Here is a 13740-nt window from a genome sequence, read left to right as displayed (position 1 = left end):
GAAATCCGGTCCTTGGTCTCTATTTCACTTTTCGACGCGTTAAAAAGTGCAAAAGAGACCAAAACCTCCCTCAGAAAAGCGCCTCTTGGCCTAAAAAGTGCGATTCCACGAAGGCCCGACTCAGACCCGTCCCATACCCCACTCCTTCGGCAACGGTGCAGTGAATTTCTGACGCTTCCCCGCCCCACGAGGCGCCACCAATTCCGCCGCATGCAAATGCATCGTCGCAGCTCTGCCCCCACGCGACCCGTATCGTGTATCGCCAACAATAGGGTGACCTGCATACTGCGCATGGACCCGAATCTGATGTTTCCGCCCAGTCGCCAACTGCGCCTTCACCAAGGTCGCACCCGGCAAACGCTTTACAACCTCAAAATACGTCCGCGCCCGCAAACCATCCGAATGTGGCACAACAGTTGTCTCCGTCCGCTTCAACGGCACATCAATTTGTCGCAAATCGCCAGGCCAAGCCCCCTCGACCTTGAGCAAATACCCCCGAAAAATCTCCTCTTCGCGGTCTCGCAAAATTTCCTGCAACTCACGCAACACAGATGTCGTTTTAGAAACCAGCAACAAACCTGAGGTGTCCCGATCCAAACGATGCACCAATTCCAGGTCGCGTTCCTGCGGAAACTTCTGCCGCAGCGCCTCAATCACGCCACCGCCGTGCCCCGTGCCACCGTGCACAGGAATGCCAGCTGGCTTATTGATCACCAGTAATTCGGCGTCCTCAAAAAGCACGCTGTCTGCGACAGCCTTAAAAATATGCTTATCGACGACCGGTGGCGGCAAATCTGCCGGAAAATCCATCTGCCACATTCGAACTCGGTCGCCTTCTTGCAACCGGTAATTCGGACCCACTTTACGACCATTCACCCGAATGTCGCCTTTACGCATTTGACGGAAAATCAACGACGCGGGCACGCCCTTTAGCTGTGCCCGCAAAAACTTATCTATCCGCCGATCCGCATGTCCCGCCGAGACCTCTATAAAACTTTCTGCCATGGATATGGCACCCTATCAGAGTTTCACGCTTTCCCCATATGCCCTCAACCAGCGCTTTGTCTCTTTTGGGCTGCTCAGGCGCACCACTGTCAGCGGAGCAAACCGTCCCTCGAAGGTTGGCGTGACCTTCTTCAACGAGTTCCTAGTCCGCCAACCCCACCGCACAATATGGTCAGGATCCTTAAAAATCGTCCACAGAGGCGGCTCGATATTGTCATTAAACAGCTTTGTCTTAAACAAACTTCTCGGAATAGTTCGCTTAATCAACCGAAACATCTGCCGCGGTGTCGAATAATCCAACCACAGCACCGTATCCGCCCGCTCCACAATGAGTGGACGAACCTGCCGATACTGCAACTCCATCACCCACTGCGGACCTTTGATGAAATCCTGTACCTCCGCAACGAAAGTCTCACGCGGCACCCAATTTTCCCCATGATAAAGGCTGTCCAACTCCACCCGAGGGAATCCTGAAAGTGCAGCGATTTGCTTGCACAACGTCGTTTTTCCCACACCACTCACGCCAGAAACAGCGATGCGCTGCGGATTCCAATCAATCGGATCAGAAGCAGTTTTCATGGTGGAGGCCTTTTGTTAGTCGTGGGTTTTCGATAATAACGCAAGGCCTCCCGAAAAGATTCAGCGTCTAGTGAACACTCACCTTTTCTTCTTCCCACTCAGCTTCAGCATCCCAAGACGGCATCAAGTCATCCTTTTTGCCACGAATCATGGTGATAGCCACGATCGCTGCAATGATCATGGTGGCGCCAGCGCCCGCAAATGCGGGCCCGACCCACTGACGTTGAGCATCACTCATGCCAAGATCTGCTTGTGCTTGGGGAAGAGCGATTGTGACGATCATCGTATCGAGAACAACAACTAGTTCAGTCATGGCCAAAATGCCAAGAGCCCACCAACGACGGGTGGGTGAATCAGAAAATGCAGACAAAAAGAGACCCTCCAGGCTCTTAGTCAAGAGTTGCTGGAGGTTTCAAGCCTCGGATCTCCGCGCAACGCGCCCGACCGCCCCAAACTCCCCTTGGGCAGATCCCCAACCTATCACGGCATCAAAATTTCAAGCTTTTAGATGTTTGACAGATTGAAGCACCACCCACAACGGGTGCCCTCACCAACAATGAAACCCAGTATCTAACCTGATTTTCTCGTAGGATCACATCTTGACGCCTTAGCACCTGTGCTAAACATCATTGCAGTCTTTGTCCATCCGGTCGTGCAATTAGGCACGCCATCAATCTAGAAGGATCCTCATGAAGAAGATCATCACTCGGGCGGCTATCGCTGCAATCGCAATTACTGGCGTTTCATCGCCCGTTGCAAGCGCGCAAAGTTCTGAATGGGCAGGCCTCAGCAGTAGCCTGAGCTCCACAAAATACATAAACACCCCCGCAGACTTACGCCAGGCGCTGAACACACTACTCGACGGCTACCACAGGCACTACACCACAAGAGGTTACAACTTCAATGCTTCAGCAGATTCCCTAGCCAAGCAGTATTTTAATGCGTCCGATGTGCACAAAGAACAACTGAGAAAGGACCTTGAAGCAAGCGGACTCACTGTGGAAGTTTTCGTAACTTTGACAAACCAATACGAGGACACCTACCGCACCCTTCTCGACGTCACTCCCGAACCAAATGTTGGAAAACAATGGGGCGGCTACATTCACGCCGACTCCGTGCTAGCTACAGCGACAATCGTTCGCCACAAGTAAAGACCACACACTAACAACTCTTTAATGGGAGAAAACCATGGATTTAATGACCGTTTGGAACAACATCAATAATTACCACGCCCAAGAATGGGTAGAGATGACAGGCCTCCCAGTCCAAACCTACTGGGACATGGTCAACGCATCATACGCACTCATTGGCTCTTACGCAGGCTCCATAATGCTCAGCCTGAGCGCTGGCACCGGCTACTACTACTAAAATTCTGGGTGCGTACCCAGTGCGTACCAGAACCTACAAGAGCCCTTTCCCAAAAGTGGGAAAGGGCTCTTGACCTTGCCTTTTACTTGAGCCGCTTGCGAGAATCGAACTCGCGACCTTCTCATTACGAGTGAGACGCTCTACCGACTGAGCTAAAGCGGCACGGAAATACTGCAGAAATTTAACTTCACTATTTACCGATTGGCTACTTTACCTGATGTGTTCTTGACTTCAATAATTTGGGGTGTTTAGGACACTTTGTAGGCTTTGCGCAGGCGTCCTACCAGGGCGTCCATGGCCACGATGGGTCGTACATTGAAGCCGAAGGATTCGCGGCATTTGGAGATCGCGTCGAGGCATGCCAGGAGTCCTTCTTGGCTTACTTTTGTTGCGAGTTCTTGGGAGAGACCTTCCATGTCGGGGTGTGTGAGTCCGACTTGGGCTTGGGAGGAGAGGATGATGGCGTCGCGGTAGATGCCTGCAAGGTCTACGAGTGCGAGGTCGAGGCTGTCGCGGAGGAATCGGGTGCGTCGGAGTTTTTGTTGGTCTTCGAGTGCTTTGAAATCTCCCGCTCCTCCACGTACTGCTTTGTGGACACCTTTGCCTTTGGCTCCCATGCCGAGTGAGATTCTTACGGCTTCGAGTTCGGCTTCTTCTTTTTCTTTGTTGCTGTCTTTGGCTTCGGTTTCCACCATTTTGACCAAGGTGTTTACGGAGCGGAAGGCGACATCACCGTGGAAGATTAATTCGGCCAGGTTGAGGATGCTGGCGCGTCTGCGTTGGGCGGCGTTGTTGTGGGCTAAGTATCGAGCCCTGCCGATGTGAGCGCCTGAGGCAGCCGCCGCTAATTCTGCATCCGCTTGGCTGACGTTGCCTTCAGCTACGAGGATTCTTGCGACTTCCGCGATGGAGGGGGTGGGAATGTAGAGGTGCCTGCAGCGGGAGCGGAGGGTGATCGCAATGTCGCGGGGGTCTGTGGTGGGTGCGCACAGAATCATCACGGTGCTTTCGGTTGGTTCCTCCACGGTTTTCAGCAAGGCGTTGGCGGCTTGCATGGTGAGTCGGTCGGCGTTTTCGAAGATAACGACTCGCCAGTTTCCTGCAACAGGACTGACCGCTGCGGCTTTGATGACCTCTCTAGCTGCATCAACACCGATGGACAGTTGCTGCGGGACGATGTGTTCAATATCGGGGTGGCTGCCTCCCATGGCGGCGCGGCAATCTTCGCATTGTCCACAGCCCACAACATCTGGATTCGAACATACGAGCGTAGCGGCGAAAACCTTGGCTGCCACAGAACGTCCCGATCCGGGAGGGCCTGTAAACAGCCATGACTGGGCGAAGCCGGAGTCGTGGATCATTGCAGGGTTTTGGTGTTCTGCCCGGGCGCGGGCACGTTCTGTGGTTCGGGCGCGGACAAGGGCACGCGCGCTGGAGGCCGCGTCGAAAAGCGTCTTGGACACTGTTTTGGAGCCGGCGAGACTGTCAAACACACTCGAATTAGTCACGATCTCTACACTACTTCCTCACTACATCCTCGCGATGTCCCACTGGCACGTTAGAGTATTGATCATGAGTCGATTGCTTAGAGCATTGAAATGGCTGTGGGGCACATCGTGGCCGCTGTATGCTGCGACGGTGCTCGGCACGAATGTGTTTGGTGCGCTCGCAGTAATGCTGTTTGTGCGCTTTCTCATTCCGCAGCCAGATGCTTCAAATTTCAACGCTGAGATCTCGTATCTGCCAGCTGTTGGTTTCGCATACCTGGCGTTCGCCATTGTCGCGGGCATGCTGGTGACATTTTTGATGTTCCGCCCGGTGCTTGATTGGCAGCGAAGCCCTGAAGATCATGACCGAAATATGGTGCGCAACTTGGTTATGCGCATCCCCATCTACCAGGCAATTCTGTGCGCAGTGGTGTGGTTAATCGGCATTGCAATTGCAACGTTGATTTCGGCCAGTGTGTCTACCAGTTTGGCGCTGGTCGTGGCGTTTTCCACGTTGATGGCTGCCGCAATCGTCGTGCTGCTCACCTACCTTGAGGCTGAGCGTTTGGTGCGTCCGGTTGCTGCGTCTGCCCTGGCGCGTCGATTTGAGGATTCCACGCTGGAACCACCTGTGAGCCAGCGCTTGCGTATGACGTGGTTGCTGACGTTGGGCATTCCAGTGATGGGAATTCTGCTGCTTATTTGGGGCTACTCGCAGGGCATTTTCGGCTCTGATGCCTCCGGAATTATGCCTGCCATCGCAGCGCTCGCGTTTGCATCGTTGGTCACGGGTTACCTGGGCAACCGGCTTGTGGTGTCCTCTGTGGTGGATCCGATTCGGGAGCTCCAGGAGGCCATCAACAGGGTGCGCCGCGGTGAAAACGATGTGCAGGTTGATATTTATGATGGCTCTGAGATCGGTGTGCTTCAGGCTGGTTTCAATGAGATGATGCGTGGCCTGCGTGAACGTCAGCGCGTCCGTGACCTTTTCGGTCGCTACGTGGGCGCTGAAGTGGCCAAGCGCGCGCTGGAGGAACGCCCCACTCTGGGTGGCGAGGACCGTAAGGTTGCCGTGCTGTTTGTCGATGTCATCGGCTCCACCACCTTTGCCGTCAACCACACTCCTGAAGAGGTTGTGGAGGCGCTCAATGACTTCTTCGAGCACGTCGTGGAGGTTGTGCACCGCAACAAGGGTGTTATCAACAAGTTCCAGGGTGACGCGGCGTTGGCGATTTTCGGCGCTCCCCTGCCCCTGTCTGATGCCACCGGTCATGCGCTTGCGGCTGCCCGTGAGCTCCGCGCAGAGCTGAAAGATCTCCAGCTCAAGGCCGGAATTGGTGTGGCTGCTGGCCATGTCGTTGCTGGTCATATCGGCGGTCACGCGAGGTTTGAGTACACCGTCATCGGCGACGCAGTCAACCAGGCTGCGCGCCTGACGGAGATCGCGAAAACGACCCCAGGCCGCACCGTCACCAACGCTTCCACGCTGCGTGAGGCCAACGAGGCGGAGCAGGCTCGCTGGACGCTCATGAAGTCCGTGGAGCTGCGCGGACGCGGCCAGATGACGCAGATTGCGCGGCCTATTCGGCCGACGTTGGCGGACAGGTCCTAATTCGCTTTTCGACGCAAAAATCCCCCGTTTCACACTGTGAGACGGGGGATTTTTCTCTTGGCAACACCAATGAGCTAGTCCGAAAACAACCCATCTACTAGCAAAAGTTGAGCAATTGTATACGTTCCCATCACTGCTCCATCTGCGAATTGTGCAGCAACGGTGCCATCCTCAAGGAAGAGCTCACGGGTAAAAAGTACCGCATCAGAGATCAAGAATAAGTTGCCACCGTGGCCCATTCCAAAGCTCGCGAGGTTGGAAGAATCGTGAAGTTTAGAGTCATCGGCAAGCATGGAAGTGGTAGCTAACAGGCCTCCGTATCCAAGAACGATGGGGAGCATTTTGGGCTCACGGATAGCTGCAAAACCTGCGGCACCCAGGAGAGGAACTGCCCGGATTCCTGCACGCACCGCACTTGGCCTAGCTCCCCTGCGCAGCAACAATGCGATGTACGCGGCGTGATTGATGGCAAAACCAGCAGCACCTTTAGGCAATGAATCCGGCTTCATCAGCACCAGGTCCCCTGCCCAACCGCCGGCAAGGCCAACTAACCCGAGCCCCTTTTCTAAAGAACCACAGGAAGATCGCAGCACCCGACCTGCAAGAAGTGGCATGAGGGTGGGTTTGCTCAGAGTCTTAACTTTGGAAACCCCCATTAGGCTGGCGCACACATGTGCACCAGCCGCTGTCACGAAGGCGGCACGCTCGGGTTCGGACCCTGATTTCGACACGGCTTTCACCAGCGCAGATGCACCTTGGCGTGTTTTGGTCACGAGCCCGTTCAGCATGTTTTAGGACTTCTTCTTAGCGCCGGCCTTCACCACGTTTTTGGTGGTTTTCGGCGGAGCCTTCCTCACGGTTTTCTTAGCAGTGGTTTTCTTAGCTGTTGTCTTTTTAGCCGTGGTCTTCTTGGCTGCAGTCTTTTTAGTGGAAGTCTTCTTCGCAGGAGCTCCGCCATCTGCTGCTTCCTTGGCACGACGCTCAGAAAGCAACTCGTTGGCACGCGCATCGGTCAGGGACTCTGGAACATCGCCCTTGCGCAGTGACGCGTTGGTGGTGCCGTCGGTGACGTATGGGCCGAAACGTCCGTCCTTGACGGTCATTGGCTTTCCGGACACATCGTTGTCGCCCAGTTGCTTCAGTGGTGGCTGAGCAGCGGCGCGTCCACGACGCTTTGGTTCGGCGTAGATACGGCGAGCCTCATCCAAAGTGACGGTGAAGATCTGCTCTTCGCTGTTGAGGGAACGGGAGTCGCTACCCTTCTTCAGATAAGGGCCGTAGCGTCCGTTTTGAGCGGTGATCACTTCGTTGTCGGAAGGATCGACACCTACTTCGCGTGGCAGGGACAGCAGCTTGAGGGCTTCTTCCAGGGTCACGGTTGCAGGTTCCATGCCGCTGAACAGGGACGCGGTCGCTGGCTTGAGGTTTTCCTCAACCAGCTGGTTGATGCGCTTTTCCTTCTGGTTTGCGGCAGTCTTGGTTTCCCAGTTCTTGGGTCGCATGCCGTCGGCGGCGCGCTGTTCGTCTTCAGCTTTTCGTTCCGCTGCAACGACTTCTTCAGCTTGGGCTTCGGCGCCGGCACGCTCAGAGTCCGTGACCTGCTCGATCACGTATGGACCAAAGCGGCCTTCCTTAGCCACCACCATGCGACCGTTTGCTGGGTTAATGCCCAGTTCACGTCCACCTTGTGGGGTAGCAAAAAGCTTTTCAGCGACCTCGAGGGTCAGCTCATCAGGCGTGGTTTCCTCAGGTAGGTTGGCGCGCTGAAATTCTGGCTCGCCTTCCGCGGTGGTGCCCACGATGCGCTCGATGTACGGACCGTAGCGTCCGACTCGAACGTTCACGGCACGGCCTTCGGCGTCGTCGAAAAGCTTGAGTGAGTTTACTGAACGCGCGTCGATGTGCTCCAGGTTCGCGTCGACAAGCGCCTTCAAACCGCCCTGGCGGGCAACTGATTCAGCCATGGACTGGTCCGCTTCGGCATCGCCGAAGTAGAAGCCGTTGAGCCACTCCGTGCGGCCCTCGCGACCTGCGGCGATGTTGTCCAGCTCGTCTTCCATGGAGGAGGTGAAATCGTAATCCACCAGGGAGGTGAAGTTGGCTTCAAGCAATCCGACCACGGCGAACGCGACCCAGGACGGCACCAGCGCATTGCCGCGCGAGTAAACGTAGCCGCGATCCTGAATCGTCTTAATGATCGATGCGTAGGTGGAAGGACGGCCGATGCCCAGATCTTCCATCTTCTTCACCAGCGACGCCTCTGTGTAGCGCGCAGGCGGATTGGTGCTGTGCCCATCGGCTTCGATGCCCAAAACCTTGAGCAGATCGCCCTCAGACAGCAGTGGCAGACGCTTTTCGGCGTTGTCAGCTACGTCGCGGCCATCGGCGGTGCGGGTGGTTTCCACGTAAGCGCGCAGGAAGCCAGGGAAAGTCAGCGTGCGGCCGGTCGCGTTGAACTCAGTCTTCTCGCCGGTCTTCGCGGTGCCACCGATGGTGACCTTCATGGACGTGCCCTTGGCATCGGCCATCTGGGACGCCACAGTGCGCTGCCAAATCAGCTCATAGAGCTTAAATTCTTCCGCATCCAACTGACCATGCAGCTGGCCCGGGGTCGCAAAAGTTTCACCAGCTGGGCGAATAGCCTCGTGGGCCTCCTGGGAGTTCTTCACCTTGCGGTCATAGGTACGTGGGCTCGGCGAAACATATTCCGCGCCGTACAGCTCCAACGCCTGATCGCGCGCAGCCTTCATGCCCTGCTCCGACAACGAGGTCGAGTCAGTACGCATATAAGTGATATGGCCGTTTTCATACAAGCGCTGCGCAATACGCATCGTGCGCTCAGAAGTGTAATGCAGCTTGCGGCCAGACTCTTGCTGCAGCGTAGAGGTCATAAACGGCGCATAAGGGCGACGGGTGTACGGCTTTTCCTCGACCCCAACGACGGCCATTTCCTGGCCTTCCAAAGCCTCGGCTAACGCCTCAGCACGCTGCTTATCGACGACGACAGCCTCCGAGGTCAGCTCTCCCCGATCATTAAAATCACGGCCTTGAGCAACACGGTTTCCATCAATCGTGGACAAACGCGCAGTAAACGACGACGGGTTATCCGAATCCGCCTTGCCGTTTTCACCCGCATTAAACTCCGCCGACAGATCCCAATAATCCGCCGACACGAACGCCATGCGCTCGCGCTCCCGCTCAACAATCACACGAGTTGCCACCGACTGCACACGGCCCGCCGACAACCTCGGCATGACCTTTTTCCACAGCACAGGAGAGACTTCATAGCCGTACAAACGGTCCAGAATACGACGAGTTTCCTGCGCATCCACCAGGTTTTCATCCAGCTCACGAGTGTTTTCCGCCGCAGCCAAAATGGCAGGCTTCGTGATCTCATTGAACACCATGCGACGCACAGGAACAGTCGGCTTCAACACCTCAAGCAAATGCCACGCAATCGCCTCGCCCTCACGGTCGGGGTCTGTTGCCAGCAGCAACTCATCAACGAGCTTGAGCTTCGCCTTGAGGTCAGCGACCTTCTTCTTTTTATCGGGGCTCACCACATACAGCGGCGCGAAACCGCGATCGGTGTCCACACCAAGACGAGCCCAAGGCTCCTTCTTGTACTTTGCAGGGATATCAGCAGCACCACGAGGCAGATCACGAATATGACCAACGGAGGCCTCGACGATGTAGTCGTTGCCAAGGTAAGGCTGAATCTTTTTAGCCTTGGTCGCCGACTCGACGATCACCAAGTACTTCTTTTTCGATCCTGCGGTGCCTGTGGTGCCTGCGGTATCTGCCACGGGAATGCATCCCTCTCGTTAACTGCCTTGACCCCCTTCATGTTCCTTTTAGAACACTTCAGAAAGCCACTGTTCTTATTGCGTGTCTGTGCCCACTATGTCGAAAATTATCGAACATGTAAACGTTCACTCTTGGAAAGCATAACCATAAGTGAGTAGCTTTCACTGAATCCGGTGCTCTTCGCCGGGGAAGAACATAAACTTCGTGTGCTGTCTTAAGTTGTTGTACACGACAGTTTTACACGACGCGTTTCCCTAACACGGTACACAGTATTAATTGAGTCTCCTGCACACCCTAGCCATATTTGGGTGATTTCCGCGCAGATTCCAACCCCAATTCACTCCAGGACGAAAATCCACTACCCCCGTAGCTCACTCCAGTTGCCGTTCTAAAGGCTTAGAAATCCCAGTTGGATATTTGTGCACACTTTCCCACCTCAAGGCCGCGTGGGAGGATGTGGGAGGGTTATTTCATTTTTGCACCGTGGCAAAAATTCAGATTCCCGCCAATCGCAGCACGAGTGTGAATTCGACACCAAGATTTCTCCGATTTGGGCCCCATTTTGCCGAAATCTTGGTGCCGAAAGTACGCATTGAAGAACGCTCGGACGAATAAAACGGCCCTTCTAGCCCCACCTGTTTTAGGTATTAAAAAAACCGGCAACTTACAAAAGTTACCGGTTTCGAACTCAGATGCAATTAGATTGCACGAACAGCCTGAGCCTGAAGGCCCTTAGCGCCCTCGCCGATTTCGAACTCGACGAGCTGGTTCTCCTCGAGGGTACGGAAGCCGTTGCCCTGGATCTCGGAGTAGTGGACGAAAACGTCAGCGGATCCGTCGGAAGGAGCGATGAAGCCGAAGCCCTTCTCTGGGTTGAACCACTTAACAGTGCCCTGTGCCATTTGTCTTACCTTTACTGATTGGAATTACTACCGGGTTCGATGTTCCACTCTTGCATGAGCTCGAACAGCAACATCTGGCCGTTTCTTGAACGAACGCCGACGGTATGAATGCCGAACGCTCACGTCTATCCTTGCGAGCGTTGAACACTGCGCACTGAAACTGCGACCTGGGAACAAGTCTTTCACGTTTAAAGCCCAAGCGATAGTCTATTAGGATTAGTTTTACGTTTTGGCAGGTCAGTCCCATTTATACAGCCCAGCGAAAGGGGGTAAATTCTTGACTACCCCCGATTTTGAGAGTGAAAAGACTCAAGCTATGAGGCCCAGCTTTGGTGAAGAGCTGGCCACAATCGTTTCCAAACGTTACTCCGAATCGACGCTCACGCATATGGTGACGTTGCCCGCATCGAAAGCTAAATACGTCGATTGGCCGAGTTGGGTACCTGCTAGCCTGCGCGATGCGTTGCTGAATCGTGGTATCAATAAGCTCTTTTCCCATCAGGAGCAGACCGCACATCTGGCGTGGAATGGCCAGCATGTGGTGGTTGCCACCGGTACATCTTCGGGAAAATCTTTGGGCTATCAGCTGCCCATTTTGTCAGCGCTCGGCACGGATCCTACCGCCTGTGCGTTGTATCTAACTCCCACCAAGGCTTTGGGATCTGATCAGCTAACCTCCACGTCCACGTTGCTGCGCGACATTCCGGATTTCCACCCGATCAATCCGGCGCCCTACGATGGCGATACCCCCTCCGAGGCGCGGTCCGGCATCCGCGATCTGAGTCGTTTTGTGTTCACCAATCCGGATATGGTGCATGCGTCCATGCTGGCGAATCATTCGCGCTGGGCCAGGTTGTTGCGCCATTTGAAGTTCATCGTGATTGATGAATGCCATGCCTACCGTGGCGTGTTTGGCGCGAACGTGTCGATGGTGATTCGTCGTCTACTGCGCATCGCCGCGTTTTATGGATCCCACCCGACGGTCATTTTGGCGTCCGCGACCAGCTCCGATCCGGAAATTCACGCTTCCAGATTGCTGGGCGCGCCGGTTAAAGCAGTGACGGAAGATGGCGCCCCGACGGGTGAACGCACCGTTTTGCTGTGGGAGCCCGGTTTCATCGAAGGCGCCGAGGGCGAGAACGGCGCGCCGGTGCGTCGCGCAGCCAGCACCGAAGCAGCAAACATTATGGCCACGCTCATTTCCGAGGGTGCACGCACGTTGACGTTCGTCCGTTCACGTCGACAAGCAGAAATCGTTGCCCTGCGCGCGCAGGAAGAGCTCAGCACGCTGGGCCGCCCCGATTTCGCCCGGCGCGTCGCGTCCTACCGGGCGGGGTACTTGGCGGAGGACCGCCGTAGGTTGGAGAGATTGCTTGACGACGGCACCCTCCTCGGTGTTGCTTCCACCAATGCGCTTGAACTGGGCATTGATGTCGGTGGACTGGATGCTGTGGTCACGGCTGGTTTTCCAGGAACTGTGGCGTCGTTTTGGCAGCAGGCGGGACGAGCTGGTCGGCGTGGGCAGGGTTCGTTGGTGGTGCTTGTTGCTCGTGATGAGCCGATGGATACGTATTTGGTGCATCATCCGGCAGCCCTGTTGGAGAAGCCGGTTGAGGCTGCGGTGTTTGATCCAACGAATCCGCATGTTATTCGGGGTCATGTTTATTGCGCTGCGGTGGAAAAGCCACTGACAGAGGCGGAGGTCGCGGCGTTTGGTGCCCAAAAGGTGGTGGAGAAGCTCGAGATTGAAGGGCTGTTGCGCAAGCGTCCGCGTGGCTGGTTTGCGGTGGAAAAGCCCATGTCAGGGGATCCGGATGAGCTGAGTCCTGATTCGGCACACCAGCAGGTGAGTTTGCGTGGTGGGTCTGGTTCGGAGTTCATGATTGTTGATATCAGTGACGGCCGGTTGTTAGGCACCATCGATTCCGCCAAGGCGATGTCGCAGACTCATCCCGGCGCGGTGTATCTCCACCAGGGTGAATCCTTTGTCATTGATGAGTTGGATTTGGAGGAGAATCTGGCACTGGCCAGGCCTGAGCTGCCTGATTACACCACTTATGCGAGAAGTGACACGGACATCAGGATTACCTCTGCCCCGTTGGAGGACGAGGTTTTTGATGCTGGTGGTGGTTTGTGGGTCGCCAACGTAGAGGTGCAGGTCACCGACCGTGTGACTGGCTATGTCACCCGCCTTAGTGATGGCACCACGTTGGATGCGACTCCGTTGTATCTTCCTCCTCAAATTCTTCAGACTCGTGCGGTGGCGTACACGATTGATCCGTTGGCGTTGGAAGCGATGGGCATTCCCGCCGCTGATATTCCCGGTGCTCTTCACGCAGCGGAGCATGCGGCGATTGGTATGTTGCCGCTGCTTGCGACGTGTGATCGTTGGGATATCGGCGGCGTATCCACGGCACTTCATGCGGATACGGGCTACCCCACTGTGTTTGTCTATGACGGTATGGACGGCGGAGCTGGTTTTGCGGATACTGGTTTTCGACGTTTCGCCCAGTGGATTGAGGCCACATTTGAGGTCGTCCGCAGCTGTAGCTGTGAATCTGGGTGCCCGAGCTGTGTGCAGTCCCCGAAATGTGGCAATGGAAACAATCCGTTGGATAAGGCAGGTGCCATCAAGTTACTGGGTGCGATGGTGACCTTGTTGGGAACCTCATAAAGGTCCTGCTTTTGCGTGGGCTTCTTGTCCACGAACGGTGACGGTGAGCGTGAGATCCTCCCCTTCTGTTGCGCAGTTTTCTAGTTGTGCGTTGTTTGCTTCGGCTGTGTGTTTCGCGGTGGCGCAGGCAGCGTCGGGTAGTTCCCCGCGGGCAAAGGCGTAGGCTCCGGCAACAGCTGAAACATCGGCCGCTACCTGTGCTTGTTCCCTGGCCACGAGGTTTCCCGCCTGCCAGGCCAGCACCACCAGCAGGCTAATGAGGATGGAGGCGACACCAGCGCTGGCGATGGTCATGTAGCCTTCGTC

12 protein-coding genes and 1 tRNA gene are annotated in these 13740 nt (G+C 55.6%); 4 read left to right on the top strand and 9 right to left on the bottom strand.

From position 1 onward, the window contains the following. Positions 1-120 precede the first annotated feature (120 nt). The 3 genes from KW808_RS01835 to KW808_RS01825 form a co-directional block, all read right to left on the bottom strand. Positions 121-1005: an RluA family pseudouridine synthase gene (locus KW808_RS01835; RefSeq protein ID WP_003863273.1), complete on the bottom strand. Its 885-nt coding sequence runs from the start codon at positions 1003-1005 to the stop codon at positions 121-123. 15 nt (positions 1006-1020) lie between these two features. After that, the gene (locus KW808_RS01830; protein ID WP_003863275.1) at positions 1021-1584 is read right to left on the bottom strand and encodes a P-loop NTPase family protein; all 564 of its coding nucleotides are present in this window, start codon (positions 1582-1584) and stop codon (positions 1021-1023) included. A gap of 67 nt (positions 1585-1651) precedes the next feature. Then, complete coding sequence (locus tag KW808_RS01825) at positions 1652-1954, bottom strand: MFS transporter (RefSeq protein WP_003863276.1); 303 nt, start codon at positions 1952-1954, stop codon at positions 1652-1654. A gap of 319 nt (positions 1955-2273) precedes the next feature. On the opposite strand from KW808_RS01825, the gene KW808_RS01820 reads away from it, so the two are divergent. Continuing rightward, positions 2274-2735, top strand: coding sequence for a hypothetical protein (locus KW808_RS01820; protein ID WP_003863277.1), 462 nt, complete (start codon positions 2274-2276; stop codon positions 2733-2735). A gap of 46 nt (positions 2736-2781) precedes the next feature. Further along, a complete protein-coding gene (locus KW808_RS01815) occupies positions 2782-2952 on the top strand; it encodes a hypothetical protein (protein WP_155268196.1) in 171 nt (56 codons plus the stop codon). Between the two features lie 89 nt (positions 2953-3041). On the opposite strand, the gene KW808_RS01810 is transcribed toward KW808_RS01815, so the two are convergent. Together KW808_RS01810 and KW808_RS01805 are read right to left on the bottom strand one after the other, a co-directional pair. After that, positions 3042-3114: transfer RNA gene (locus KW808_RS01810), tRNA-Thr, on the bottom strand. Positions 3115-3200: 86 nt separating this feature from the next. Beyond that, entirely contained in the window at positions 3201-4460 is a 1260-nt protein-coding gene (locus KW808_RS01805; protein WP_003863279.1) for a DNA polymerase III subunit delta', read from the bottom strand. Positions 4461-4524: 64 nt separating this feature from the next. Here KW808_RS01805 and KW808_RS01800 point away from each other — a divergent pair, with 64 nt between their 5' ends. Further along, positions 4525-6051, top strand: a complete 1527-nt coding sequence (locus tag KW808_RS01800) for a class III adenylate cyclase (RefSeq protein WP_034983497.1) — start codon at positions 4525-4527, stop codon at positions 6049-6051. A 74-nt stretch (positions 6052-6125) separates the two neighbouring features. Here KW808_RS01800 and KW808_RS01795 read toward each other — a convergent pair whose 3' ends face one another. The 3 genes from KW808_RS01795 to KW808_RS01785 all read right to left on the bottom strand — a co-directional run bounded on the left by KW808_RS01795 (position 6126) and on the right by KW808_RS01785 (position 10760). Next, positions 6126-6839, bottom strand: a complete 714-nt coding sequence (locus tag KW808_RS01795) for a lysoplasmalogenase (protein ID WP_003863281.1) — start codon at positions 6837-6839, stop codon at positions 6126-6128. Between the two features lie 3 nt (positions 6840-6842). Further along, a complete protein-coding gene (gene topA, locus KW808_RS01790; protein ID WP_003863283.1) occupies positions 6843-9857 on the bottom strand; it encodes a type I DNA topoisomerase in 3015 nt (1004 codons plus the stop codon). 699 nt (positions 9858-10556) lie between these two features. Further along, complete coding sequence (locus KW808_RS01785; RefSeq protein WP_003855831.1) at positions 10557-10760, bottom strand: cold-shock protein; 204 nt, start codon at positions 10758-10760, stop codon at positions 10557-10559. Positions 10761-11076: 316 nt separating this feature from the next. On the opposite strand from KW808_RS01785, the gene KW808_RS01780 reads away from it, so the two are divergent. Next, positions 11077-13434, top strand: a complete 2358-nt coding sequence (locus KW808_RS01780; protein ID WP_003863284.1) for a DEAD/DEAH box helicase — start codon at positions 11077-11079, stop codon at positions 13432-13434. Here KW808_RS01780 and KW808_RS01775 read toward each other — a convergent pair. Beyond that, a complete protein-coding gene (locus tag KW808_RS01775; protein ID WP_003855829.1) occupies positions 13429-13728 on the bottom strand; it encodes an Rv3654c family TadE-like protein in 300 nt (99 codons plus the stop codon). The genes KW808_RS01780 and KW808_RS01775 overlap by 6 nt on opposite strands. Positions 13729-13740: the final 12 nt, after the last annotated feature.

The organism is [Brevibacterium] flavum, assembly GCF_019317305.1.
Lineage (GTDB): Bacteria > Actinomycetota > Actinomycetes > Mycobacteriales > Mycobacteriaceae > Corynebacterium > Corynebacterium glutamicum.
Note: the sequence above shows the minus strand (reverse complement) of the source record. Positions and strands in the feature narration are given on the sequence as shown.

What these genes read in the sequence shown, in the direction of transcription:
- KW808_RS01780 (WP_003863284.1), top strand. Translation starts at nt 11,077, where the DNA reads ATGAGGCCCAGCTTTGGTGAAGAGCTGGCCACAATCGTTTCCAAACGT.
- KW808_RS01815 (WP_155268196.1), top strand. Translation starts at nt 2,782, where the DNA reads ATGACCGTTTGGAACAACATCAATAATTACCACGCCCAAGAATGGGTA.
- KW808_RS01775 (WP_003855829.1), bottom strand. Translation starts at nt 13,728, where the DNA reads ATGACCATCGCCAGCGCTGGTGTCGCCTCCATCCTCATTAGCCTGCTG.
- KW808_RS01820 (WP_003863277.1), top strand. Translation starts at nt 2,274, where the DNA reads ATGAAGAAGATCATCACTCGGGCGGCTATCGCTGCAATCGCAATTACT.
- KW808_RS01830 (WP_003863275.1), bottom strand. Translation starts at nt 1,584, where the DNA reads ATGAAAACTGCTTCTGATCCGATTGATTGGAATCCGCAGCGCATCGCT.
- KW808_RS01800 (WP_034983497.1), top strand. Translation starts at nt 4,525, where the DNA reads ATGAGTCGATTGCTTAGAGCATTGAAATGGCTGTGGGGCACATCGTGG.
- KW808_RS01835 (WP_003863273.1), bottom strand. Translation starts at nt 1,005, where the DNA reads ATGGCAGAAAGTTTTATAGAGGTCTCGGCGGGACATGCGGATCGGCGG.
- KW808_RS01785 (WP_003855831.1), bottom strand. Translation starts at nt 10,760, where the DNA reads ATGGCACAGGGCACTGTTAAGTGGTTCAACCCAGAGAAGGGCTTCGGC.
- KW808_RS01795 (WP_003863281.1), bottom strand. Translation starts at nt 6,839, where the DNA reads ATGCTGAACGGGCTCGTGACCAAAACACGCCAAGGTGCATCTGCGCTG.